This is a genomic window from Streptomyces sp. NPDC088725, from assembly GCF_044751305.1.
Taxonomy (GTDB): Bacteria; Actinomycetota; Actinomycetes; order Streptomycetales; family Streptomycetaceae; genus Streptomyces.
Genome location: NZ_JBIVLO010000007.1, coordinates 174803 through 197624, shown reverse-complemented (window position 1 = coordinate 197624; position 22822 = coordinate 174803). Strand labels below are relative to the sequence as shown.

General features: G+C 69.2%; 23 protein-coding genes, 2 tRNA genes and 1 pseudogene. 15 read left to right on the top strand and 11 right to left on the bottom strand.

Annotated elements, in window-relative coordinates:
- Window positions 1-25: 25 nt before the first annotated feature.
- From ACIP6N_RS19575 to ACIP6N_RS19560, 4 genes are all read left to right on the top strand, one after another.
- Window positions 26-457, top strand: coding sequence for a hypothetical protein (locus ACIP6N_RS19575; protein WP_401817108.1), 432 nt, complete (start codon window positions 26-28; stop codon window positions 455-457).
- Between the two features lie 69 nt (window positions 458-526).
- A complete protein-coding gene (locus tag ACIP6N_RS19570) occupies window positions 527-1276 on the top strand; it encodes an ABC transporter ATP-binding protein (protein ID WP_401817107.1) in 750 nt (249 codons plus the stop codon).
- The gene (locus ACIP6N_RS19565; protein ID WP_401817106.1) at window positions 1267-2583 is read left to right on the top strand and encodes a hypothetical protein; all 1317 of its coding nucleotides are present in this window, start codon (window positions 1267-1269) and stop codon (window positions 2581-2583) included. Before ACIP6N_RS19570 ends, ACIP6N_RS19565 begins: the two co-directional genes overlap by 10 nt.
- Window positions 2584-2587: 4 nt before the next feature.
- Window positions 2588-3178: a hypothetical protein gene (locus ACIP6N_RS19560; RefSeq protein WP_401817105.1), complete on the top strand. Its 591-nt coding sequence runs from the start codon at window positions 2588-2590 to the stop codon at window positions 3176-3178.
- 214 nt (window positions 3179-3392) lie between these two features.
- Here ACIP6N_RS19560 and ACIP6N_RS19555 read toward each other — a convergent pair.
- A pseudogene (locus ACIP6N_RS19555) lies at window positions 3393-4250 on the bottom strand (DUF234 domain-containing protein); the annotation flags it as partial.
- On the opposite strand from ACIP6N_RS19555, the gene ACIP6N_RS19550 reads away from it, so the two are divergent.
- Entirely contained in the window at window positions 4249-4677 is a 429-nt protein-coding gene (locus ACIP6N_RS19550) for a hypothetical protein (protein ID WP_401817391.1), read from the top strand. The pseudogene ACIP6N_RS19555 and the gene ACIP6N_RS19550 sit on opposite strands and share 2 nt — an antisense overlap.
- A gap of 75 nt (window positions 4678-4752) precedes the next feature.
- Window positions 4753-5265, top strand: a complete 513-nt coding sequence (locus ACIP6N_RS19545) for a DinB family protein (protein WP_401817104.1) — start codon at window positions 4753-4755, stop codon at window positions 5263-5265.
- A 6-nt stretch (window positions 5266-5271) separates the two neighbouring features.
- Here the strand turns inward: ACIP6N_RS19545 and ACIP6N_RS19540 are convergent, their stop codons facing one another.
- Window positions 5272-6405 (bottom strand): IS630 family transposase, encoded by a 1134-nt coding sequence (locus ACIP6N_RS19540; protein ID WP_401817102.1) that lies wholly within the window; start codon window positions 6403-6405, stop codon window positions 5272-5274.
- A gap of 92 nt (window positions 6406-6497) precedes the next feature.
- On the opposite strand from ACIP6N_RS19540, the gene ACIP6N_RS19535 reads away from it, so the two are divergent.
- A complete protein-coding gene (locus tag ACIP6N_RS19535) occupies window positions 6498-7040 on the top strand; it encodes a transposase (protein WP_401817100.1) in 543 nt (180 codons plus the stop codon).
- A gap of 589 nt (window positions 7041-7629) precedes the next feature.
- Here the strand turns inward: ACIP6N_RS19535 and ACIP6N_RS19530 are convergent.
- Complete coding sequence (locus ACIP6N_RS19530) at window positions 7630-8661, bottom strand: TauD/TfdA family dioxygenase (RefSeq protein WP_401817098.1); 1032 nt, start codon at window positions 8659-8661, stop codon at window positions 7630-7632.
- Between the two features lie 170 nt (window positions 8662-8831).
- Window positions 8832-10244, bottom strand: a complete 1413-nt coding sequence (locus ACIP6N_RS19525) for a hypothetical protein (protein WP_401817096.1) — start codon at window positions 10242-10244, stop codon at window positions 8832-8834.
- A gap of 487 nt (window positions 10245-10731) precedes the next feature.
- On the opposite strand from ACIP6N_RS19525, the gene ACIP6N_RS19520 reads away from it, so the two are divergent.
- Window positions 10732-10805, top strand: a tRNA-Met gene (locus tag ACIP6N_RS19520).
- Window positions 10806-10873: 68 nt separating this feature from the next.
- On the opposite strand, the gene ACIP6N_RS19515 is transcribed toward ACIP6N_RS19520, so the two are convergent.
- Window positions 10874-12148, bottom strand: coding sequence for a hypothetical protein (locus tag ACIP6N_RS19515; protein WP_401817390.1), 1275 nt, complete (start codon window positions 12146-12148; stop codon window positions 10874-10876).
- Window positions 12149-12399: 251 nt separating this feature from the next.
- On the opposite strand from ACIP6N_RS19515, the gene ACIP6N_RS19510 reads away from it, so the two are divergent.
- Complete coding sequence (locus tag ACIP6N_RS19510; protein ID WP_401817095.1) at window positions 12400-12648, top strand: hypothetical protein; 249 nt, start codon at window positions 12400-12402, stop codon at window positions 12646-12648.
- Between the two features lie 166 nt (window positions 12649-12814).
- The gene (locus ACIP6N_RS19505; protein WP_401817093.1) at window positions 12815-12985 is read left to right on the top strand and encodes a hydrophobic protein; all 171 of its coding nucleotides are present in this window, start codon (window positions 12815-12817) and stop codon (window positions 12983-12985) included.
- A 124-nt stretch (window positions 12986-13109) separates the two neighbouring features.
- On the opposite strand, the gene ACIP6N_RS19500 is transcribed toward ACIP6N_RS19505, so the two are convergent.
- The 3 genes from ACIP6N_RS19500 to ACIP6N_RS19490 are packed head-to-tail and all read right to left on the bottom strand — an operon-like array spanning window position 13110 to window position 15082.
- On the bottom strand, window positions 13110-13928 hold the full coding sequence (locus tag ACIP6N_RS19500) for an SAM-dependent methyltransferase (RefSeq protein ID WP_401817091.1): 819 nt from the start codon (window positions 13926-13928) through the stop codon (window positions 13110-13112).
- Window positions 13929-13985: 57 nt separating this feature from the next.
- Window positions 13986-14222, bottom strand: a complete 237-nt coding sequence (locus ACIP6N_RS19495) for a DUF397 domain-containing protein (protein WP_401817090.1) — start codon at window positions 14220-14222, stop codon at window positions 13986-13988.
- Window positions 14222-15082, bottom strand: a complete 861-nt coding sequence (locus ACIP6N_RS19490) for a helix-turn-helix domain-containing protein (protein WP_401817088.1) — start codon at window positions 15080-15082, stop codon at window positions 14222-14224. The genes ACIP6N_RS19495 and ACIP6N_RS19490 overlap by 1 nt, the downstream gene beginning before the upstream one ends.
- A 137-nt stretch (window positions 15083-15219) precedes the next feature.
- Here ACIP6N_RS19490 and ACIP6N_RS19485 point away from each other — a divergent pair, with 137 nt between their 5' ends.
- Window positions 15220-15807 carry an ATP-binding protein gene (locus ACIP6N_RS19485; protein WP_401817087.1) on the top strand — a complete coding sequence of 196 codons (588 nt, stop codon included), beginning with the start codon at window positions 15220-15222 and terminating at the stop codon, window positions 15805-15807.
- A gap of 79 nt (window positions 15808-15886) precedes the next feature.
- Window positions 15887-16483: a DUF6624 domain-containing protein gene (locus ACIP6N_RS19480; protein WP_401817086.1), complete on the top strand. Its 597-nt coding sequence runs from the start codon at window positions 15887-15889 to the stop codon at window positions 16481-16483.
- Between the two features lie 39 nt (window positions 16484-16522).
- On the opposite strand, the gene ACIP6N_RS19475 is transcribed toward ACIP6N_RS19480, so the two are convergent.
- The 3 genes from ACIP6N_RS19475 to ACIP6N_RS19465 all read right to left on the bottom strand — a co-directional run bounded on the left by ACIP6N_RS19475 (window position 16523) and on the right by ACIP6N_RS19465 (window position 17829).
- Complete coding sequence (locus tag ACIP6N_RS19475; protein ID WP_401817085.1) at window positions 16523-16825, bottom strand: anthrone oxygenase family protein; 303 nt, start codon at window positions 16823-16825, stop codon at window positions 16523-16525.
- A 245-nt stretch (window positions 16826-17070) separates the two neighbouring features.
- On the bottom strand, window positions 17071-17343 hold the full coding sequence (locus ACIP6N_RS19470) for an integrase core domain-containing protein (protein WP_401817389.1): 273 nt from the start codon (window positions 17341-17343) through the stop codon (window positions 17071-17073).
- Window positions 17344-17753: 410 nt separating this feature from the next.
- Window positions 17754-17829 (bottom strand) — tRNA-Arg (locus ACIP6N_RS19465).
- 314 nt (window positions 17830-18143) lie between these two features.
- Here ACIP6N_RS19465 and ACIP6N_RS19460 point away from each other — a divergent pair.
- The 3 genes from ACIP6N_RS19460 to ACIP6N_RS19450 all read left to right on the top strand — a co-directional run bounded on the left by ACIP6N_RS19460 (window position 18144) and on the right by ACIP6N_RS19450 (window position 22673).
- The gene (locus ACIP6N_RS19460; RefSeq protein WP_401817387.1) at window positions 18144-19736 is read left to right on the top strand and encodes a dynamin family protein; all 1593 of its coding nucleotides are present in this window, start codon (window positions 18144-18146) and stop codon (window positions 19734-19736) included.
- A gap of 5 nt (window positions 19737-19741) precedes the next feature.
- Window positions 19742-21832: a GTPase gene (locus tag ACIP6N_RS19455; protein ID WP_401817084.1), complete on the top strand. Its 2091-nt coding sequence runs from the start codon at window positions 19742-19744 to the stop codon at window positions 21830-21832.
- Between the two features lie 268 nt (window positions 21833-22100).
- A complete protein-coding gene (locus tag ACIP6N_RS19450) occupies window positions 22101-22673 on the top strand; it encodes a single-stranded DNA-binding protein (protein ID WP_401817082.1) in 573 nt (190 codons plus the stop codon).
- Window positions 22674-22822: the final 149 nt, after the last annotated feature.

Below are 22822 nucleotides of genomic sequence, written 5' to 3'. Positions count from 1 at the left end.
CAACCTGTGCAAGATTGCAGCGGTCGTGGCCTGCGCCGCCGCGCTGCCGCTCGTCGCCGCACCTGCCGCGTCTGCCGAGGATGCCCTCGGGGGCAAGGAAGGGGGTATATCGACACAAGCCATTGACAGCTACCTCACGGCCGTGCGGCCCGGCTTCCAGTCCAGCAAGTCCGACATCGGGACAGCCCCGACGATCATCGACTTCTACAACTGCAGAACCACCGATCACGGGTACGTCAACGAGTCGACCGCAGTCCAGCTGATCAACTACAACTACACGACTCCGAACGAGAATTGGGAGACGAAGACCTTCACCGCCTGTTTCAGCGGAGGCCAGTCCCACGGAGAGTGGGCCGGGCGCAAGGGCGATGACCTCTTCCTCCAGATCAAATCGGTGAACGGGACCACTGGTTCCAGCGGACCCGCATTGACCGCTACGCGCGTCCACATGTGGTGATCTGAGGCACGCCAGAGCCCGCACCGTACCGGTGCGGGCTTACCACCCCCTCGTCAGAGAGTGCGCACCATGCCCATCGGCTTCCACTCGGCCGCGTTCGGCTATCGCCGCCGCAGTTCTGTCATCAAGCACTTCACCTTCAGCTTCCCGTCCGGCCGGACCGTGTTCCTCGGTCCCAACGGTGCCGGGAAGTCGACGGTCCTGTCGCTGGCGGCTTCCGTATTACAGCCACAGGCCGGCACCGTTGCGTACGGCAGACGGACGACCGCCCGACGTGGCGGTCTTGCCGAATACCGCCGCCGCATCGCCTGGCTGCCGCAGCAGATCGAGTCGGTTCCCCGGCTGACCGCCCGCGAACAGGTGGCTTATGTCGGCTGGTTGAAAGGCATGAATCGCCGAGACGCCTGGGACGCCTCTCTCGGTGCACTCCAGCGAGTCGAACTCGCCGACTTCGCCGACCGGAAGGTTCGCCAGATGTCAGGCGGGCAGCAGCGCCGGGTCGGCGTTGCCCAGTCGCTCGTGCACGAAGCCGAAGTCCTTCTGCTCGACGAGCCGACAGCCGGCATGGACCCGCGCCAGCGACGCGTCTTCCACGAGATCCTCGGCGGACTCGACCAGCATGTAGTGCTCTCCACACACGATGTCGCGGATCTGGAGGACGCCTACGACCACGTCGTCGTGCTCAACGGCGGGACCATCCGCTTCGCCGGTGCGGTAAGCGAGTTCCATGCCCTGGCCCCGCCCGGCACCGCGGCGGGCCGCCTCGCGGAAGCCGCCTACTACGCCACTGTCCAGGAGGAGGAGGCCGCATGCGCATAGCAACAGCACTGCGCACCGCCGGTATCGTCTGGGTCACCCCTCTGGTCTTCGCGTGGGTGTGGCTGGTCACCAGCCATGAGGCGGCGAACGAGCCGGCCTACTGGGCCGGCAACACCGCTCTGGTCGGACACGCTCTCCCCTTTTACGCCCCCGCTTGCGCGGCATTCGCGGCCTGGGAAGCCGGGCGGCTGAGGAGGGCGGGGGTCTTCCGGCTGGCTCCCGTGCGAGGCAGATACGCGATCGCGATCAGCTCACTGTGGCCCGTGGTGCTCCTCGGAGTGGCGGCGGTCGTCGTCTGCCTGTTGACCGTGCGCCTGTCGACCGGCCCGGCACATGACTGGCCGCACCTGGGTGTGCTGGCCATGGCCGCTTACCTCATCACCGTCCACACCGCCCTCGGCTACGGACTCGGCATGCTGCTGCCGCGCATTCTGGCCGCACCTCTGATTCTCGTTCTCGACTATCTGTGCCTGGTGATGCCCGTCACGATCGTCGACCCGATGTGGCTGCGGGAACTCACCGGATGGCTCGACGCCCCGTACGGGGACCTCACCATCACCGTGCACCCGATGGCGCTCGCCGTACCGATGATCCTGGCCACAGGCGTCCTCGCCGCTGTCCTGGTCAGTGCGGAGATCGCCCGCTGGCGTCGCCGCCGCGTCGTACGCGTCGGCGCCGCAGCTGCCGCGTCCCTGGTCTGCCTGAGCGTCTTCGCCGTCTCCGCCATCCTGCCCGTCCGCGACTGGAACGGTGACCCGCCGCTGCGCGCCCGCACTGACCCGCCCGTGTGCGCCGGCGTCTCCCCCAGGATCTGCGTCCCCGTAGAGGCGGCCGACGAACTGAAGCTGCTGGCCGACGCCGCGACGGAGGTCGTGCCGCGCCTCGTCGACGCGGGCATAGAGCCGCCGAAGGAACTCGCGTTCGTCTCCGAGGCAGCTGACATCGATGCGCGGACGTGGAGGCTGTTCCTCTACCGGGACATGCGCGGCGAGGATGTGAAGGCAAGCATCGCGGCATCGGCGCTGCCACCCATCCCGCCGTGTCCCACGACGTCCGATGTCCGAAGCGGCCATGTGGGCACGCTCGTGGCCTGGCTCATGGTCAAGGCCGGCATGGGCGTTGACGAGATACAGAGTCAGTACAGCGAGAAGTTGGCCGCCGACCCTCAAATCATGCCGGTGGTGGAGAGGGAGACGAAGCTGTCTTCTGACGAGCAACTGTCGTGGTTCACGCGCAATGTCACGTTGCTCCAGCAGTGCGAACCCGCTCCGGAGACCATGCCGACCGCCGCCAAGACGGGAGCGTGATCCGATGCGTCTGTGGCTGAAAACACGACGGATCTCGGTCCTCGCCGCCACACTCGTGGCTTACGCCGCACTGACCGCGACAGCCGGCGACACGCTGGTCGATCTTCCTTCCCTGGGCAGCGACTCTGCCCGCCCCCTGGTTCTCTTCGCCCCGCTCCTGGCCTGTGCGGGACTCGCTCTCACCCTTGACAGCAGGCTCCCCGCCGCCGAGAGTTCGGGCAGTCGTCCCGTAGCCCGCTTGGACCAGGCACTCGTCCTGACCACGGTCCTGACCACAGTCGCCGTGGCGTATGCCGTCACTGTGCTCCTCGACACCCAGAGCGCGAACATCGCCGGCCGCAACACTGCCTTTCTGGTCGGGCTGATGCTGTGCGCCCGACGGATAGCGGGTCATCAGGTGGCCGCCGTCGTTCCCGTCGCCTGGGTGATCACGATGATGCTCATCGGCAACACGGGCGGCAATGGTCAGGCTCATCCGTGGACGGTCATCCTCATGCCCCCGGACCACACACTCGCCGCACTCGCGGCCACCGCGATGCTGGCCCTCGGCACGGTCTCGGCCCCGGCTGCCCCGATGATCCGCGACGCGAGCTGAGTCAGAAACGGCCTCCGGGGAAGCGGGCCACTCTCCTCCCGACTATGTACGGGCTGAGGACTGTCGAGTACCTGGCCATCATCCAGGCGTCAATGATCGCTTCACTGTCACCGGAGGGGCCATGTGCGTACGAGAGCCCGAGAGACCCGCGGAGCCCAGGACGACAAGGAGACCGGAAAGCACTTCAGGTACGCCTCTCGCCTTTGCGGGGCTATCAGGATCGCCACGCCTGTACCAGCTCTTCCGGCCCCCAGTGCGCGGCCAGCGGCAGCCCGTCGACCACCCCGGAGCGGGAGACCGCGACCAACGGAGTGCCAGGTGTGGCACCGGGAACGGCGAGCATGTCGCGCACCAGAGTGTCGTACTCGTGACGACCGAACGGCTGGGTCTCCAGCCACTTAACCGATCCGATGAAGTGCACCCGCCGGGCCACCGGCTCGCGGCCGGCCCCGATGAGGTCCACCTCGGGGTTGTTCTGCCGGTTCCACCAGCCGCCGACCACCTCGGTCTCCGGCCACTCCTCACTGGGCAGCAGACGCAGCAAGGACTCGCGGATCAGTGGCTCGACCGCCCGACCGCGCCAGGTGGTCCAGGACCGCTCGACCCGTTCCAGCGCCAGATCGCCGCGACCACGCTCGATGAGCGGGATCGCGCGCTGCAGGAAGGCCAGCCAGAAGCGCAGATACGGGTCGGCGATCCGATAGCGCTTGTTCTTGCTGTCCGGCTTCACGGACAGAGGGAGATCAGCAGCCACGACTCGCTTGGCCAGCAGCGTGGTGAGCAGAGGAGAGAGCGTGCCGGAGGGCAGTACGTCGGCGCCCCCCGCCCGGGTCGCGATCGTGCCGAACGTCCGCTCACCGCTGCCGACTGCTTCCAGCACCGCCCGTGAGCGCGACGCTTCGGGGAACTCGCCCAGGAGAGAGAGTTCACCGGCCACCAGCAGAGGTGCCAGAGGATTGGCGAACGAAGCCCGAAGGAAGTCGGTACGGCTCATTCCCGGGCGCCATGACTGCACAATCTCCGGGAATCCGCCGGTGATCAATTGAGCGTCCACCGCCTCCGCCGCGTTCATCGATATCGACCCCACCCACCGCCGGGTCTACGGACGGGCCAAGCAAGGCGCCGAGCAAGGGCGCCTGAAGGGGCAGCGCACCCTGCACCCGATCGTGGCCACCCTGTCCACCCAGCTCGCCCGGCCGGTGATCGGTGCGGTCCGCCTGCGCCGCGGCAAGGCCGCCGATGTCCGCGGCGCGAAAAGCTTCGTCGCCCAGGCCCTGGCCGTCGCGAAGGACGCGGGCGGAACCGGAATCCGGATGGTGTGGGCGGACAGCAAGTTCTACACCGCCGACGTGGCCGCCGCCTGCCACAGGGCCGGTGCCCACTTCTCCCTGACCACGGGCATGAACCCCTCCATCGCCGCCGCGATCGGCCGCATCGCCGAGGACACCTGGGCCCCGATCCGCTACCCCGACGCGTTCTTGGATCCCGACACCGGCTAGTGCCGCATCAGGCAACGTTCGCCCTGTTGTCGGCTCTGTCCGTCGGCAGCTTCGGCCGATGGCGATAATCGACTGATGAGCGCCATCGAACGCCCCATGCCGCCGCTGAACGCCGACGAGCGCACCACGCTCGAAAGCTGGCTCGATTTTCACCGGACCACCCTCGCTATGAAGTGCGAGGGCCTGGACGACGAGCAGGCCGCCGTCGCGTCAGTGCCACCATCCGACTTCACGTTGACCGGCCTCGTTCAGCACATGGCAGAGGTGGAACGGAACTGGTTCCGTCGCGTGTTCGCCGGAGAACAGGCCCCGCCGATCTACGATCCCCAGGCCGACCCGGATGCCCCCGACGGCGGCTTCGAACTCGCAACGGGCGCCACCCTGAGCGACGCCCTCGCCACTTGGCACGCGGAGATCGCCAGCGCCCAGGAGCACTGCGCCGACCGCGCGCTCGCCGACACCGGTCGCTTCATGGAGCAGGACGTCAGTCTCCGCTGGATCTACGTTCACATGATCGAGGAGTACGCCCGCCATAACGGCCACGCGGATCTGCTCCGGGAACGCATCGACGGGATCACTGGCGTATAGCGCGGGTCAGGCAACGTTGACCCTGTCGACGACGGCGCGTAGGCGCCGGTCGTCGGCGTGGCGGTTTCGCCAGATGATGTAGCGGCGGATCATGCTGCCCTGTTCCCTGTGGTCGGCGTGGTCGGTGCCGTCGAGGGTGAAGTAGCGCAGGGCTGTGAACTGGGCCTCGATGCGGTTCAGCCAGGAGCTGTTGGTCGGCGTGTAGGCGATCTCGACGTTGTTCGCTGCGGCCCAGGTGCCGACGCGCTGGCACTTTCTCGTGGTCAGGTGCGGGGAGAAGTTGTCGCAGACGATCGCGATCCGGACGCCGGGCGGGTAGAGGCTGCGCAGGTAGCGGCAGAACTCCAGGAACTGGGTGCGCCTCTTGACCGGCTTGATGTGGCCGTGGAGCTTGTCCTTGGCCAGGTCCAGGGCGGCGAACAGGTGCCGTACTCCGCCGTAGCGGTTGTAGGTGGCGCGCTGTCTGCGGCGTGGTTCGCGGTCGGGGTCCTTGTGCTTGCCGCCGCACTCGGCCCACTGTCGGCCCGGGTGGGGTATCAGGTTGAGCGGCCCGAACTCGTCCATGCAGAAGACGACTTCAGGTTCGCCTTCCTCGGGTATGACCTCGCCGTCAGCGATCGCGTAGAGGTGTTCGACGCGGGCCTTCTTGGCTGCGTAGTCGGGGTCGCGTGAGGTTTTCCAGGTCTTCAGGCGTTGAAAGGAGACGCCTTCCTCGCGGAGCAGGATGCGCAGGCCCTCGTGGCTGATGTCGTCGACCACCCCCTCGGCGACCAGGAAGTCCGCCAGCTTGGTCAGGCTCCAGGTCGAGAACGGCAGGTCGTGCTCGGTCGGCTTGGACTTGGCGATCTTCTTGATCTCGCGCCGCTCGGGCAGTGTGAAGCTCTTGGGCCGTCCGCCCTTGTACTTCGGATACAGGGAGTCGAAGCCGTCGGCGTTGAAGTTGTGGATCACATCCCGGACCCGGTCATCGCTGGTGAAGGTCACCTCGGCGATCTTCGCCACCGGCATGCCCTGGGCAGACAGCAGGACCATCTGGGCCCGCCGCCAGGTCACCACCGACCCGGTTCCCCGGCGGATGATCCGTAGCAGCCATCTGCCTTCGTCATCGTCGATCTCGCGTACACGTACTCGTTCTGCCATCCGGACAGGGTGACGGCCACGCGCCGCCCGGCACAGCACCAGAACGGCGCGTCACATCACAACAGGGCAAACGTTGCCTGATACGGCACTAGATGGTCTCCGACGCCGAGGTCGCCGAGACCGAGTACACCGCGTTCACCGGACGCAAGAAGGCCGAGCAGGTCACCGCCCGTCTGATCGCGCGCCGGGTGCGACGCCTGAACCCGCAAGCAGCCACCGGGCAGGGCGAGTTGTTCGACTCCTGGCGCTACCACCCCGTCTTCACCAACAGCCCCTTCGGCATGCTTCAGGCCGAACTGCACCACCGGCAACACGCTGTCGTGGAACAGGCGATCGTGGACGGGAAGTCCTCCGCGCTCGCCCACCTGCCCTCGGGAAACTTCCAGGCGAACGCCGCCTGGCTGGCCCTGTGGGCCATGTCGCACAACCTGCTGCGGGCCGCCGGCGCCTTGGCCTCGGCTTTCCACGCCAAGGACACCACCGCCACACTCCGCGCCCACCTGGTCCACGTCCCCGCCCGACTCGCCCGCACCGCGAGGATCAAGCTGACCGCCCACCTGTCCGCCAACTGGCCGTGGCAGGGCGCCTACCAGGACTTGTTCGAAGCCGTCCATCACTCGCCGTCGACACCCTGACGGCCTCCATCGACACCGCACCCTGACGGCCGCACCGGCCACCGGCCACCGCCACCACCCCAGCCCCGACTCGAAAGACACCTCGGACAGGCCGAGACTCGAGCGCGGCGGACGCTGCACGCCCTCGAACCCGTGCCCCACACCACCATCAGCCCTCGGCGAGAAATCGGGCCTCGGAAACATCGGCCGGTGGATCCGGGCTCAGTGTCGCACCGGTTCGCATCCTGGAGCGTGTGGTGCGTCGGATGGAGCCGGGCTGGTCGAGTGAGCGTTTCTATCCCGTCAGCGCCTACAGCAACGACTTGGACTCACGGGACTGCCTTGGACGAGACGATGGCCGCTCTGCCGCGGGGAGCCTCCCGGATCCGCACGGCTCGCTGCGCCCCTGGTGCGCCCGACGAAGGAGAAGCCCGAGGCCGATCTCGGCGAGTGGTAGAAACGCAAGCCGGCGCGCCGAGCCCGGGACTGAAAGCGGAGGTTGCCCGACACTCGGCCGTCGTTGCCATGGGTAGCACAGAGCGCGCGGAACTCGCGGCGGCCGGTCGTCCTGGGGTGACGGGGCGGCCGCCGCGAGTGGTGTGGGGCGGGGTCAGCCTGTTGCTGTGAGGGTGGCGAAGGGGTCGATGACCCGGTCGTCCGGGCCCGTGCGCAAGGCGCGGCTGCGGCGGAGGTCCCGTACTGCGGTGAGTTTGCGCATCCAGCGGTCCGTGCCGTCGTAGCGGGGCCGGAACGTGCCGCGGCCGTGGAGCGCGCGGTAGTTGTCCACCAGCAGCAGGTCTCCCTCGGCCAGGGTCAGCGTCGTGGCACTGCCGTCGAGTTGTCCGGCCAGACCCTCCAGGGCCTTCGCCGCGCGCTCGTCGCCCGGCAGAGGGCGGGTGTACGGGAGGTCCACGCACAGGTACGGCGCGTCCCGGGAGCCGAACATCAGCGGGCTGAGCCGTCCCGACGCCTCCGGGGTGCCGGCCACCCTGCGCAGGTGCTCCGAGTCGGGCATGATCAGGAAGCGGGGCGCGAACAGCGTGTCGAGGTCCAGGCTCGCGAGGTCCAGCGCCGCCGCGCTGACCAGCGAGTTGGGCACCCGGTCGTGGTTCCTGAGACAGAGCAGCGCCAGCGCGTCGCACCGCTCGGTGCTGAAGCAGTCCTCGATGTGCAGTGCGAGGTCGGCCTCGCTGCTGTGTCCTGTCTGTTCCCGCTCCTCGCCCGCGATCGGCAGGATGTCGTTGAACAGGCGTCCGTCCTGAAGGCTCGACCAGCCCACGGGATCGCCCAGTTGGGCCGTGACCAGCGCGAGCCAGAAGTCCTGCCTGACGGTGGCCGCCGGGTCGCGTTCCTTCCAGTGGGCCGGGGTCGGGCCGTCCGCGCCGCCCACCGGTCCGCCGCGGATCACCAGCGCCGCCGCCGTCTCCTCATACCGCATCTCCTGGACGGCCCGCCACACCTCGGCCGGCAGGGCGGACGCGAACGCGCCTGCCCTGCGCAGGAATCGCGGGTCGTCCGCCCGCTCGAACTCCGCGCTCACGGCGTCCAGTACGGCCGAACACTCCCGCGCGGCCTGTTCGGTGAGCGTCACCTCCCGGATCCCCGGGTCCGCGGCCCGCACCGCGTCGGTGACTTCGGGCACTTCTCCGCTCCTCTCCCGTGAACCGTTCCCGTCCCGCAGACCGCTCCTCTCCCGTGAACCGATCCCGTCCCGCAGACCGCTCCTCTCCCCCGATCCCGGACGGGTCCGACGCTCCTCCTCGACCGGCCGTGACCGCTCGGCCGGACGCTCCCGCTCGGCCTGCTCGATGCTCACCGTGACGCCACGCTCTCCACCAGCGCGCGGACTTCGCCCTGCCACGGCTCCGGGTCGAAGGTCCGCAGCACGTGCGTCCGGTCACGCTCAAGCCGCTCGCGCACCCGCGGATCGGCGTCCGCGTTGCGGTCCATGAGGTCCTGGAGTGCTTGCGCCGCCTCCGCCATCCCCTCTTGGCCCTTGATGACGACGCAGCTGCTTTCCGCTCCGTAGAAGTCCTTGAAGCAGTCGAAGTCCGTGATGGCGCAGGGGACTCCGGCGATGGCGGCCAGCGCGGGGCCGAGGCCGACGCTCTCCACGTCCGCGGTGTTGGGCGTGAACAGCACCGCGCCCGGGCCGGAGCGGCAGAGCCGCAGCAGGTCGACCTCGTCGAGACGCCACTGCCCTTCGGCGTCCCGGTTGCTGGCCAGCGGAACGCCGTTCAGGAAGATGACGTCCTTCTCCACGCCCAACTCCTGCGCTCGCGCTACCACTTCGCGGGCATAGGGCGGATCCTCGTCCAGACTGCCGAAGACCACCAGGTACGGAACGGGGGTGCCACGGCTCTCGCAGATCTTCTTGACCTCGGCCAGGAGCGAGACCGATATCTCGACGCCCTTGACCCGGAACACCCGTACCGGGTCGAGCAGCAGCGGGCGGTCCGGATCCAGCCCGCGCTGCGTGAGGAACTCCGTGTGCCGGTCGTCCAGTTGCCCGTCCCGTACGGTCGGCAGCACGTTGGGGAGAATGACCGGCACGAGCTCCGTCGGATAGCTGCTGACCTCCTGCGCGAGCGCCGGAGAGACGACGGCCCAGCGGTGGCACGGGTGGGAGCCCGGTACGGGGGTGAACTCGTTCGGCTCCGTCGGGTAGAGGCGCAGGCCGTCCTCGAAGACCGCGCAGCTGCCGAAGAGGTCGTGGTCCCAGAAGAGGACGCCTCCCGGCCGGCCGTCGGACCATCGCTTCGCCGCAGCCCGGTGCAGGCCGAGGGTGACCGGAACGGCGTCCGAGAGCGTCATGTTGACCGCGCACACCCAGTCGACGTCGTGCTCCTCGAACCAGCGGGTGAAGTACTCCTCGTACGGCCCGGCAAGCGACTCGACCGCACGGTGCAACTCCGCTCGCTCCGCGTCGTCCAGGGAGTCCGCGCGGGCCACCCCCGCCCGGATGTCGGTGAGTTGGCGCATCAACTCGGCACCGTCCAGATCCACGGGCACCGCGTCACTGACCGACATCCACTCGGGATAGCCGCTGTCCGGGCGTCCCCGGGGGAAGAAATGCTCCTTGTCGGGCCGCCACGAGAAGCCGAGATCGGCCGCCATGGGCAACTCCAGCTCACCCGAGTCGAGTTCGGCTTCGATCACATTCCGGAAAATGGTGAGCAGTCCGCTCACGGGGAGTCCGTCGCCCGAAACCAGAGCCAGCTTCATTCAACCCTCACTTCACGAAACGGCCCCGGTGCGGATCGCCGCACCGGGACGCGGCCTGAAAAAGGCGCGCACGGGCGCGCCGGAGGACAGTGCGCGTGTACCCCGGGACTTCCTGACCACCACGTCCCTGGGGCGGCGCAGTGGGACTCTGCCCGCACTTGGCGTGCCCATGCTCACGGATCGGCTCGGATGTACGACCGCATCCGACGTAGGCCCACCGGGCCAAGGAGTTGAGGGACGTCCACCCTGCGAAGCGCCGGCACGGCTACGACACCGGTCTCCGTCCGGTGGACACCGCCGCAGGCGCCAACCGGCCTCTGAAACAAAGAACTTCGGGACTTCACGGAGTACGGCCGCCCCGTCGCGGACCCGGACGTCACCGTCACGCCCGCGTTGATCGCTTCCGGGACGGATCCTGGCTCCCGGACGAGCCCGGACCGCCTCTGGCCGGGAGAGCCCCCGGAGTGCCGTAGAGTGGTCTTACCGACGCGGGGTGGAGCAGCTCGGTAGCTCGCTGGGCTCATAACCCAGAGGTCGCAGGTTCAAATCCTGTCCCCGCTACTTCTCAGTAGGCCCGGCGTTCGCGCCGGGCCTACTGCTTTTCCGGCCACACGTCCCGCTTCCCCGGTTCACGGCGCGGCGGGAGCCGTGTCCAGGTTCTCCACCCGGCGCTCCATCGCCGCGAGCGCCCCCGGCCTGCGGCCGGGCACCTCCCGGCGCAGCGCGACGAGCGCCGGGGCCAGCGCGAGGGCGGCCGCCCGATCGCGCAGGGTCTCCCACTGGTGGTGGGCGCGGTCGACTGCGGCCACGACGTCCTCGTCGGCCGGCGACTGGCGGCGGGCCAGCCGGGCTTCGGCCGCCGCCATCCACAACTCGCAGCTGCGGGCCCCTTCCCGGGCGAGACGTGCCAGGTCTGCCCGGACCTCCAGCCAGTGGATCGCCTGCGTCGAACCCGGTCCGTGCGTGCGCAGCGCCTCGCTCTCCCACATCGCCGCGATGGTCGCGGCCTCGCTGTGCCGCCCGGCCCTGGCGGCCCCGAGGATCGCCGGATGCGGATCCTCGGCACCCTCAACGGCCGTTTCCCTCTCCGCCGCGGGAGTCACGGAGGCTTCGGGGCGCCCCTGCGGGGACACGGGGGCCTCCGGCAGGGGTACGGAGTCCTCCGGCGGCGGTACGGGGCCGGATCCGGGAGCCGCCCCCGGAGCCGTTCCCAGCGGCGGCGCGGCCACGGCCAGGAACAGCACGCCGCCGGAACCGGCACGCGCCGCCGCCTGCTCGTGCAGCTGGACGAGCGGTGGCCGCGCCCCGCTCCGCCAGATCGCCGCGCATGCCTTCAGGTACTCGGGTGCAAGGATCGTCCGGCGCGGCGGGGGCGGCGTGACACGCCCGTACACGCGGGTGCCGTATCCGAGGCCGAGCCCTTCGGCGCCCAGCCGGCGCCACGCCTCCTCGTCGGCCACCAGGTCCACGACCACTGTCGTAGTGCCGGGACGGCGCAGTTTCAGCTCGCTGACCAGCCAGTGCCACGGCAGACCGGTGTAGCGCATCGTCGCCGCGGTCGTACGGGCCAGCGCGAGGTGGATCAGGTGCTGCTTGCTGTCCAGGTGGAGCTGGCCGGTGAGATAGAGGGACAGCGGGCCGGTCGTCGCCGCCGCCGCGCGGATACGGGTGAGGACGGTCTGCGGGTCCAGCGGGTCGGCGAGTTCGATCACGGTCGCGGCCGCCGTGCCCGTCAGCACGCTCGGGGACACCGCCGCGAGCGAGGGGAGCACGGACGCCGCGTCGATCAGACAGCCCTTGCCCGCCGGTGCGGCCGCGAGCAGCAGCGCCGTGCCCGGCACGGCGTCCTGCTGTGCCGCACCCCGCGGTGCCGTGTCCCGCGGTGCTGGGTCCTGCCGTCCGATCACCACAGCAGCACGGTAACCCCTCGGTCCGCACGGAAGACGGGCCCGCCCCCTTCCACCGGCGGTCAGGCCCTCTGGCGGGTCGGCCCGGACGCCGGATAACGTTCACTTGTCCGTAGCGCACCTATTGTGCGGCCTATTGTCTACGCGCGCAGACCGCCTCCAGTACGCATACTCGACACGCACTACGCGCCACACATCACCACATCGCGCATCGCCCCATCACTCCATCCCCACACGGAGGTTGACAGATGCCCAGGTCTACGCAGGCTCGCAGTCTCATAGCCGCGGTCGCGGCGACCCTCGGCCTCGTCGCCGCGGGCTTCCCGGCTCGCGCCAGCCTTCCCGCCGCCCCCACCAGTCCCGCCACCCTCATGAGCGCCACACCGGCGACCAGCGCCCCAGCGACCCACCGGGCGATCTTCGACGACACTCAGGCCGCGACGGCGACCCCCGCCACCCCCGCGCTCAATACCACCGCACCGCCGGCCGACTCCTGACGCGCCTGTCGGCAGCGCATCAGGTCAACACGCCACACCCCTTCACCCGCCACACCTCCTTTTCGAAACGTTTTCTTCTTCCCCGGGAATCCATGAAAAAACAGCCGAATTATCCGCGCATGCCGGGAACGACTCCGGGCAGACGGCTGCTCGGAGGTTGATAACAATGGTTCCCCTGCTACTGGTTCTTCTGCTCGCCCTGATCCTCTTCGGTGCCGGTTTCGCACTCAAGGCACTCTGGTGGATCGCCGTAATCGTGCTGGTTGTCTGGTTGCTCGGATTCCTGGTACGCCCGACCGCAAGCGGTGGTAAGCGCGGCCGCTGGTACCGCTGGTAAATAATCAGCGGACTATATGACAGCTGTAAGCGCACATGGCTGAGGCCCGGACGACAACGTCCGGGCCTCAGCCATGTGCGCTCTCTCCGCTACCCGCCGGTCACGGCTTGCGCGTACATACCGGTCAGAGCTTGCGCGCCACCGCCGCGTATATGGAGACCGCCGCGTCCGTGGCGCCTTCCACCGACTCCCCGTCCGGCCGCCAGAGATGGGGCACGGTCAGACCCGGCTCGACCAGCTCGTAGCCGTCGAAGAAGCGCCGCACGTCTTCCTTGGAACGCACCTGAAGAGGAATGCCGCCCGCGCGGTACACCTGTGCGACCTTCTCCCACATCTCCGGAGCGAAGTCCGGCGTGCAGTGGGAGAGCGCCAGGTAACTGCCCGAAGGCAGAGCGTCCATGAGGCGTTCGACGATCCCGTACGGATCGCTCTCGTCGGGTACGAAGTGCAGGAGCGCGTTGAGAGACAGCGCGACCGGACGTGTCAGGTCGAGGGTCTCGTGCAGTTTCCCGGCCGAGAGAATCGTCTCCGGCTGCCTGACGTCGGCCTGGATGTACGCGGTGCGGCCCTCGGGCGTACTGCGCATCAGGGCCTCGGCGTGCCGCAGCACGATCGGGTCGTAGTCGGCGTAGACGACATGTGCGTCCGGGGCGATCTCCTGGGCGACCTGGTGAAGGTTGGGGCGAGTTGGTATGCCCGTACCTATGTCCAGGAACTGCCTTATGCCCGCCTCGGAGGCCAGCCAGCGTGTCGCACGGTGCATGAACTGGCGGTTGGTGCGCGCGGTGATCTTGATGGTCGGGAAGACCACCTCGACGTTGGCGGCCGCCAACTCGTCAGCTTCGTAGTAGTCCTTGCCCTGCAAGTAGAAGTCGTACATACGCGCAGGGTGTGGTTTTGAGGTGTCGATGTCGTCGAACGACCGCTGGTCGAGGTCCGTCATACTGATCCGTCCGTTTCTCGGAGGCCACCGAAGGCCCGGGGCATGGGCCGGCGGCCGTTAGTGCAGGAGGAAGTCGGCGAGGCCATTCTTCGCGCCTTCGACGAAGCTGGCCATGGCCTCGGAGCTACAGATCAGCGCCGGTCCTGTCGGATCGGTCGACTGCCTGACCGCCACGTGCTCGCCGTCCAGCTTCTTGGCCTCGACGCAACTGCCGCCGTTGGGGCCGCTCCAGGGCTTCTCCCAGCCGTCGATGCCCAGGTCGTCAGCCGGCATGCCGTTGTAAATGTCACGCATTAGAGCTCCTTGCGTATCTCTCGGAGAAAAGCTCTCGTCTCTTCCACGGACGCCGCCCTGGCGGACATATTGTCCAGAACTTCGAGATAGGCGGCGATGTCGGGGCGTTGGTCCAGATAGACCGCGCCGGTCAGGTTCTCGGCGTAGACGATGTCCGGCAGCTCGGTGACGTCGAACCGGAACAGGTGGAACGGACCGAACGCGCCGAGGTGTGGGCCGACTTGGAACGGCATGATCTGCAAGGTCACGTTCGGCATGTGGGTGGTTTCGAGCAGCTGGTCGATCTGCGCCCGCATGACGCCCGCGTCCCCGACGGGCCTGCGCAGGACCGCTTCCTCCATGAGGATCCACAGGATCGGCGCGTCCCGCTTCGTGAGCAGCTGCTGACGCTTGACCCGCAGGGCGACGCGCCGCTCCAGCTCGTCCGAGTCGCGGTGAGCACCCGCGCACAGCACCCCGCGTACGTAATCCTCGGTCTGTAACAGCCCCGGGACGTAGTGCGGTTCATAGGTTCTGATCAGGCTCGCTTCGTCCTCAAGGCTGATGCAGGCACTGAACCAGCCGGGAAGCGCGTCGCGATAACGGTGCCACCAGCCCGGCCTGTTGGCGACCTTCACCAGGCCGATGAACTCTTCGGTCTCCCGTTCGCCCACTCCATAGGCCTGGAGGAGAAGCTGGACGTAGGGGATCTTGAAACCGACTTCGGAATTCTCCATCCGGCGAATCGTCAGGGGAGCGACATCCAGGACTTTCGCCGCGTCCTCGCGTGTCACCCGCGCTTTCTCGCGCAGCGCGCCGAGTCGCTTGCCCAGCACGATACGCAGGACCGTGGGGGCAGTTCCTGTACGAGTTTCGCTCATGTGCTCACCTCCTGACGTCGTCTCACATCAGCAAGTCTGGCAGGTAGTTGGTGCTTCCATCCAGAGAGATGCGGCGCTTTCTGAAATTATCAGATGGAGCAGTTGCGAGCTGAGAGCGACAACGACATAGTGAGCGTGTGGCTCATATCACGGATCACCGCGCACACGAGAAAATCCAGTTGTCCCTGGGGGAGTTACAGGACCGAGCGAGACATATCGCTCAGGTCGCCGCGCCCCGGCGGCTCGAACTGGTCGCAGCGCCCCGCCGCCCCGAACTCACCGCGTCTCGCGACCGCCTCCGCGGATACGGCTGCGTGTTCACGCTGCCGTGCCGCCCGGAATCCGTCGCCGCGGCGCGGCGGCGGATCCGTCTCCGGCTGCGTGGACGACGTGTGTCCGAAAATTTGTGCGACACAGCCGAACTGGTGGTCTCCGAACTGGTCACCAATGCCGTCCTGCACACCGCGAGCTCGAAGATCAGCTGCGAGATGCACGTCCTGCCCGGCCGGGTCCGACTCGAAGTGAACGACCAGGGTGGTGAATCCGCCGTACGGGGCGGCCACTCCACGGGCCGGCCACTCGCCGCTCACTGCCCCGACCACCAGGCGGAGGGCGGCCGCGGACTCCTCCTGGTGGACCGGATGGCCGAGGCGTGGGGCGTCAGGGCCAACCAACACGGCGCGGGCCGCACCGTATGGGCGATGCTGCGCTGCCGCCAGGCATGATTCGTGCCATGACCACGCGCGTCATGGAAGCGGACAGACGCGCCACGGAAGCGGACAGAAAAGCGGCAGAGGGGGCTCGATGAGCGAGACGGACGAGACGACCGGCCGCGAGTGGGCCCCCGGGCCGGCGGAGGACGTGCGCGAGCACGCTCCCGCGTCGGCGGAGGAGCTGGCCGACGAACTGCTGCGGCTGGTCGCCGAGGACAACCGGCTGACGGCGACGGCACAGCGGCTGCCCGCGGCCCACCTGCGCCGGAGCCTGGCGAACTGCCGTACGGAGAACGCCGAGGCGCTGCGCGCGGCGGTCGGCGCGTACGGCTGGCCCACGGCCGACCTGGTCGGGCCCGACGCGTCGACCGCGGCCCTGATGATCCTGCTGCACTCGGACGACCTGCCGTTCCAGCTCACCTGCCGGGCCCTGGTCACGGAAGCGGTCGGCCTGGGCCTCTGCTCGCCGATCCACGGCGCCTATCTGACCGACCACTGCGCCGTGGCGCTGGGTCAGCCGCAGTCGTACGGGACCAAGTACACGCCTCTGGGGCGCCCTTACCCGGTTCTCGACCCGGAGGGCGTCGACGCGCGGCGGCTGGCGATCGGTCTGCGGACGATGGCGGCCGAGCAGCAGGCGCTGCGCGAGATGCAACTGCGCCATCTGACCAGCCGCGCCTCGGCGTGAGATCCGGAGTCCGCCGTACGGCTGTGGCGGGACGGACGGTTACGCGGGGACGGCGCTGACCACAAGGGCGAAGGCCGCGACCGCGAGCAGGGTACGGGCGCGGTGGAAGCGGTTCCAGCGGGCCTCGAAGGCGGCACGGGCCGCGCTGTCGGAACTGCCTTCTCCCCCGGGGCTGTTGAGTGGCGTCTCTGCGGCCGCCAGGGCGTTGTTGAGCGGGACGTTGCCCGCGATCGTCACCAGGTGATTGAGCAACGCGCAGACCAGAGCGGCGACGACGAGCCACCGCTGCGCGTCCGAACGCCCTTCGGCGGGTAGGGCGAGCGCCGCAGCCGGAAAGGCCACCTCGGCGAGGAACAGGGGGTTGATACTGGTAGGAGTCTGTGATCAGGTGACCTGAGATTGAGCGCTCGCACTGCCTCCGAATTCTGTGAGTATCCGTCAGGGGCGGCCTCGTGTAGCACTTTGTGTTGCGGTGTCGGGATCGATGCCTCGGTGCCGTAGCCGCGCGCGGACCCTCTCCCACCGCTCAGCGGGCAACTCCCACCCGATCGCCGATCCGGTGTCACTCGCGGTGAACCGCCCCGGGTTCAGTAGAGGTCTCTGATTGTGGTGACGACCTGGGGTTTCGTGAGTTCGGTGTAGTAGTTGGTTTCGTATTCGACGGGCGAGATGTGTCCTATCTCACCGTGGAGTCGGCGATGGTTGTACCAGTCGATCCGCTCGGCGGTGGCCAGCTCGACCTGGGAGAGCGTCTTCCAGGGCCGCTGAGGCTTGATCAGCTCGGTTTTGAACAGGCCGATCGTGGACTCCATCAGGGCGTTGTCGTACGCGTCACCGACGGATCCGATGCTCGCCGCGATGCCGGCGGCGTCCAGGTGCTCGGCGAGGCGGAAGCTCGTGTACTGCGACCCGCGGCAACAGTGTCCCGGTTCTCAACGCCATCTACGCTCGCTGCATTGACGGCCAGAAAGACCGATACCTGGAAGGCGTTCAGGCCGCCCAAGACCTTCCAGCGGTGACGGCATGAGCGACCTCGGAGCTCATTCCTGAGGGCCCCCAAGGCCACTTCTCGTGCACTCAGAGGGCGCTGCGAGGGGTTTTCAGTGCACGATCCCGTTGGACGCATTTTGGACGACCACCCGTAGAAGCCCGGTTTCAGCCGGTGTCAGCCGGACTCCGCCCCTGGTGGAGGGGGGATTCCGATTCATCCGGTGGACCATGCGAAGGTGGTCTGACCTGCGAAAACGTCGCCAAAATGACGGGACGTCAGTGGTGCCCCCGGCAGGACTCGAACCTGCGGCCAAGTGCTTAGAAGGCACCTGCTCTATCCACTGAGCTACGGGGGCCGGATGGTGGCCTCGGCGGCCTGGAGCCCGGTGGTGGGTCCGTGGCCTTGCCGGGACAAGGATAGGGCTCCGAACGCCTTGACCCGGTTGCTTCACGTGCGTGGCACGTTGTGGAGGTTCAGTGAAGCGAACCGATAATCGCAGGCACGGGCGATTCGTGCAGCGATTTTGGGCTCCTTCGGCTCGGGTGTTGTGCAGTCGTTATGCCTGCGTCCCACTCATCCCTTGTGTCCTGTCTGTTCGACCGGCGCGCAGGGGATGGCCATACGCTTCAAAAACGCTGCAAAATTGGGCATTCTTCGCATGTGGTGACCTTGGATGTACGCCCTCAGCTGCTCGACGCACTTTCCGCACTGCGCGACCGTGTCGCGGCTGTGCGTCTTCCACTGCCCCTTCCCGGGGCTCCGCGGGCCTCGCAGACGAGGGCCGAGCTGCTGGCGCAGCTCGACGACTATCTGCTGCCGCGGCTCAAGGATCCCGAGGCTCCGCTGCTCGCGGTCATCGGCGGCTCCACCGGGGCCGGGAAGTCCACGCTCGTCAACTCCCTCGTGGGACGGCGGGTCAGTGAGGCGGGGGTGCTCCGTCCCACTACGCGTACCCCCGTGCTCGTATGTCATCCCGAGGATCATCACTGGTTCGCGGGGGCCCGGGTGCTGCCGCACCTGACACGCGTCTGGCTGCCCCAGCACGAGGACGGCGGACCGGGGCCCGGCGGCGAGGACACGGAGGAGAACGCGCTCCGGATCGACACCGCCCCCACCCTGCCCCGCGGGCTCGCACTGCTCGACGCGCCGGACATCGACTCGCTCGTGGTGGAGAACCGGGTTCTCGCCGCCGAGTTGATCTGCGCGGCCGATGTATGGGTGATGGTGACCACCGCCTCCCGGTACGCGGACGCCGTGCCGTGGCATCTGCTTCGTACCGCGAAGGAGTACGACGCGTCGCTGGTCACCGTCCTCGATCGGGTGCCGCATCAGGTGCTGAACGAGGTGTCGCGGCAGTACGGGGCGCTGCTGGCCAGGGCCGGGCTCGGGGACGTGCCCCGGTTCACCATCCCGGAGCTGCCCGAGTCGGCCGGTGGCGGGCGCGGGCTGCTGCCCACCACCGCCGTCGCGCCGCTGCTCGACTGGCTGACGCACCGGGTCCGCGATCCCGCCGCACGTCAGCAGGCCGTCGTACGGACGGCGGCCGGTGTGATCGGCTCGCTGAACGTACGTATGCCCGAGCTGGCCGGGGCGGTGGCCGCGCAGTACGCCGCGAGCGTGCGGCTGATGGGCGCGGTGGAGGAGGCGTACGCGGCCGAGGGCGAGCGGGTGCGCGGGCAGCTCAGGCGTGGCGCGGTGCTGGCCGGGGACGCGCGGACCCGCTGGCGGGGCTTCCCGAGGGACAGTTCGGCGCGCGAACTGCTCGACTCGCTGGTCGAGAGCCTGGGCGCGCTGTTGCAGTGCGCCGTGGCCGCCGCCGACGAACGGGTGGAAGGGGCGTGGCGGCGCGAGCCCGCGGCCGGGGCCGTCGAAGCGGCGGGCCCGGACAGGGAAGTGACGGACCGTATCGGTGTGGCCGTACGCCGTTGGTGCCGCGTCCTGGAGGAACTGGCCGAGGACGAGGTCGGGCAACTGGAAGGGACGCCCGCGCCCGAACCCGAGACCGTGGCCGCCCTGCTGGCGACCGCTCTGCTCGGAGGCAGGCGGGCGCTGATCGCGGGGGAACGGCTGGCGGAGCGCGTCGGGACGCAGAGCGCGCTGCGCCTGCGCGAACGGGGCGCCGAGCTGGTGACGACGTACATCGACCGCGTACTGCACGGCGAGCGTGACCGGCGGCTGGCGCCCCTCGACGCCCTTGAGGTGACCCCGGAGCCGCAGGCCGAGCTGATCGCCGCGCTGTCCGTACTGCAGAAGGAGAAGTGACCGACGTGACTGCTGTGACGGACAAGACGGACGGGGCCGGTGGGTCCGGCAGGACGGACGGGGCCGGTGGGTCCGGCAGGACCGGGGCCGGCAGGACCGGCAGGGCGGCCGAGGGGACCGGCCGGTACGGAAGGTCGCGCAAGGGGCTCGAATCAGGCGGCCCCGGCGGCCCCAGCGGCACTGGAGGCCCCGGCGGCCCCGGCAGCCCCAGCGGCTCCGGTCGTTCCGGCGGCTGGGACGACGGGTTCATCGCCCGGCGCGTCGCCGAGAAGGGCGTCCTGGAGGAGCTGGACGGCCTGGGCGACGCGCGCGATCTGGGCGGTCTGAACGGGGTCGACGGACTGACTGGTGCGCCGGAGGGGCCCGCGAGCGCCCCAGGGGAGACCCACACGCCCATCGGCGGTTCGTACGGGGGCTCCCTGCGGGTGCGGCTCGACGCGCTCGGCGAGCTGGTCGGGCTCTCCCGTACCCGCCTCGAAGGGACCATCCTCGCCGAGGCGGGACGGGTCCTGGACGAGGCGTCCGCGCGCCAGCGGCTCTCCTCGCACCACACCGTCGTCGCCATCGCGGGAGCGACGGGCAGCGGCAAGTCGACGCTGTTCAACGCCCTTGCCGAGGTGCCCATTTCGGAGACCGGGCTGCGCAGGCCCACCACCTCGGCGCCCATCGCCTGTTCCTGGTCCGACGGCGCCGCCGGGCTGCTCGACCGGCTCGCCATCCCCGGACGGCTGCGGCGCAGGCCGCTCGCGGGCGGTGACGGCGACGAGGAACTGCACGGCCTCGTCCTGGTGGATCTGCCGGACCACGACTCGGCCGTCGTCCGCCACCGTGACCAGGTGGACCGGGTGATCGGACTTGTGGACGCGGTCATCTGGGTGGTCGATCCGGAGAAGTACGCGGACGCAGCGCTGCACGAACGCTATCTGCGGCCGCTCGCGGGCCACGCGGAGGTCACGTTCGTGGTGCTCAACCAGATCGACCGGCTGCCCGGCGACGCCGCCGATCAGGTGCTCGACGATCTGCGCCGGCTGCTGGACGAGGACGGTATGGCCCTCGGCGAGCACGGGGAGCCGGGAGCCACCGTGCTCGCGCTCTCCGCGCTCAGCGGGCAGGGCGTGGGCGAACTGCGGGAGCTGCTGGGCCGTTTCGTGCAGGAGCGGAACGCCGCCGCGCGCCGGCTCTCGGCCGACGTGGACGCGGCGGCCGGACGGCTTCGCAACGCGTATGTCGCGGACGGGCGGCCGGGGCTCGGCGAGCGCTCCCGCGAAGAGTTCGCCGACCGGCTGGCCGGGGCGGTCGGCGCGGTGGCAGCGGGTGAGGCGGCGGAGCGCGCGTGGCGCAGGAACGCGGGACGCGCGTGCGGGACGCCGTGGCTGCGGCTGTGGCGGTGGTACGAGCAGCAGAGGACGTCCGGCGGCGAGGAACCGCAGGCGCCGGTTGTCGTGGAGGAGGAGCTGACGGCGCGCCAACGGGTCGAGCAGGCGGTACGCACGGTCGCCGAGGAGGCGTCCGCGGGCCTTCCCGCGCCCTGGGCGCTCGCGGTGCGCGAGGCGGCGGTACGGGGCGCGGAAGGGCTGCCGGAAGCGCTGGACGAGATCGCGGGGACGGCGGGGACGAGCGGCGCGGCGAGGACGAGCGGTACGGCCGGGGCCACCGGTGCGCCGGGGACGGCGGCGGCCGGCGGCGAGGCCGGGGCCGCGGGGACGGGTGGCGCGTGGGCGCAGGGCGGCCGACCGCCGCGTCCGGCGTGGTGGCCGGCGGCGGTGCTGGCGCAGGCGTCCATGACACTGCTCCAGATCTTCGGCGCGCTCTGGCTGCTGGGACAGATCTTCGGGGTCCTGGAACCGGGGCTGATGCCGCCGGTGTTGGTGATGGCGGCCGGGATCGTCGGCGGACCGTTCGTGGAATGGGCCTGCGGCGCCGCCGCCCGTGGACCGGCACGGCGCTACGGGCAGGACGCGGAGCGGCGGCTGCGTGAGGCGGCGGCGGGATGCGGCCGGGTGCGGGTGCTCGATCCGATCTCGGCGGAGCTGATGCGCTACCGGGAGGTACGGGAGCAGTACGCGACGGTCACGGGGGCGGTGGGCGGGGGCTGACGGGTGCGGGGCGCGGGTGCGGGGCGCCGCGGGATGCCGCTGGGCGCCGCTGCCGATGGTCCGGTGCCGGTGACGGTGCCCGTGCCGCTGCCGGTGATGCTCGTGCCGGTGGTGAGGCGACGGTGCCGGAGCACACGCCGACGCCCGGTTCCAGGGTGACGATGTTTTCCACAACTGCTCGGTAATCCACAGGCGGCGGCACGTTCTTTCCATCCGGTTCACAGTGGATTCAGTGAAGCCGGACGGAACGGAACGGAGAGGGACCGCTATGTACGACACGGTGGTGACGGTGGTGGGGAATGTCGCGACGGGCGTGGAATTCAGGGATACACCCGGCGGCGGGGTCGCGCGCTTCAGATTGGCGGCGAGCGTGCGCCGCTGGGACCGGCAGAACGAGGTCTGGGTCGACGGCCCGACCAGCTTCTACACGGTGTGGGCACGGCGGAGCCTCGGGGCGAATCTGGCCGCGTCCGTCTCCGTGGGCGAACCGCTCGTGGTGCACGGGCGTTTGAGGGTGCGTGAAGAGGAGTGGGAAGGGCAGCGCAGAACGTCCGTGGATATCGACGCGGTGGCTGCGGGACACGATCTGACGCGCGGTACATCGGCGTTCAGACGCGTAGTGAAGGCCACACCTTTTTTGACGGAGCCCCGGGCGGGAGCGCGATCGGCGGCGCGGGCGGAGCCCCGTACAGATGGCCCGGCGCCGTCCGGAGCGCCGCGAGGAGCACCACCGAAGGTGCCACCCGCAGCGCCCCGGGGAGCACCACTCGCGGCGCCCCCGGCAGCACCGGTCGAGGCGCCGCCCGGACACGGGACCGCGGCCTCAACGGCCCTTCCCTGAGCATGCCTTGAGGAGACTTGTCGATAAAGGCGGCCGTATTCCGAAGATATGGAGGGTCATCGATAACGATTCCGAGTCGGAACGGTTGTCTGATGGCATCAGAGGGCAGTCGGGCATATTCGATCCATAGGATTCCCGAGTACTCACGG

Bases quoted from the DNA above. Each gene is read 5' to 3' on its own strand.
- ACIP6N_RS19570 (WP_401817107.1), top strand. From the start codon at position 527: ATGCCCATCGGCTTCCACTCGGCCGCGTTCGGCTATCGCCGCCGCAGT.
- ACIP6N_RS19565 (WP_401817106.1), top strand. From the start codon at position 1,267: ATGCGCATAGCAACAGCACTGCGCACCGCCGGTATCGTCTGGGTCACC.
- ACIP6N_RS19560 (WP_401817105.1), top strand. From the start codon at position 2,588: ATGCGTCTGTGGCTGAAAACACGACGGATCTCGGTCCTCGCCGCCACA.
- ACIP6N_RS19545 (WP_401817104.1), top strand. From the start codon at position 4,753: ATGAGCGCCATCGAACGCCCCATGCCGCCGCTGAACGCCGACGAGCGC.
- ACIP6N_RS19540 (WP_401817102.1), bottom strand. From the start codon at position 6,405: ATGGCAGAACGAGTACGTGTACGCGAGATCGACGATGACGAAGGCAGA.
- ACIP6N_RS19535 (WP_401817100.1), top strand. From the start codon at position 6,498: ATGGTCTCCGACGCCGAGGTCGCCGAGACCGAGTACACCGCGTTCACC.
- ACIP6N_RS19525 (WP_401817096.1), bottom strand. From the start codon at position 10,244: ATGAAGCTGGCTCTGGTTTCGGGCGACGGACTCCCCGTGAGCGGACTG.
- ACIP6N_RS19510 (WP_401817095.1), top strand. From the start codon at position 12,400: ATGCCCAGGTCTACGCAGGCTCGCAGTCTCATAGCCGCGGTCGCGGCG.
- ACIP6N_RS19505 (WP_401817093.1), top strand. From the start codon at position 12,815: ATGGTTCCCCTGCTACTGGTTCTTCTGCTCGCCCTGATCCTCTTCGGT.
- ACIP6N_RS19500 (WP_401817091.1), bottom strand. From the start codon at position 13,928: ATGACGGACCTCGACCAGCGGTCGTTCGACGACATCGACACCTCAAAA.
- ACIP6N_RS19495 (WP_401817090.1), bottom strand. From the start codon at position 14,222: ATGCGTGACATTTACAACGGCATGCCGGCTGACGACCTGGGCATCGAC.
- ACIP6N_RS19490 (WP_401817088.1), bottom strand. From the start codon at position 15,082: ATGAGCGAAACTCGTACAGGAACTGCCCCCACGGTCCTGCGTATCGTG.
- ACIP6N_RS19480 (WP_401817086.1), top strand. From the start codon at position 15,887: ATGAGCGAGACGGACGAGACGACCGGCCGCGAGTGGGCCCCCGGGCCG.
- ACIP6N_RS19450 (WP_401817082.1), top strand. From the start codon at position 22,101: ATGTACGACACGGTGGTGACGGTGGTGGGGAATGTCGCGACGGGCGTG.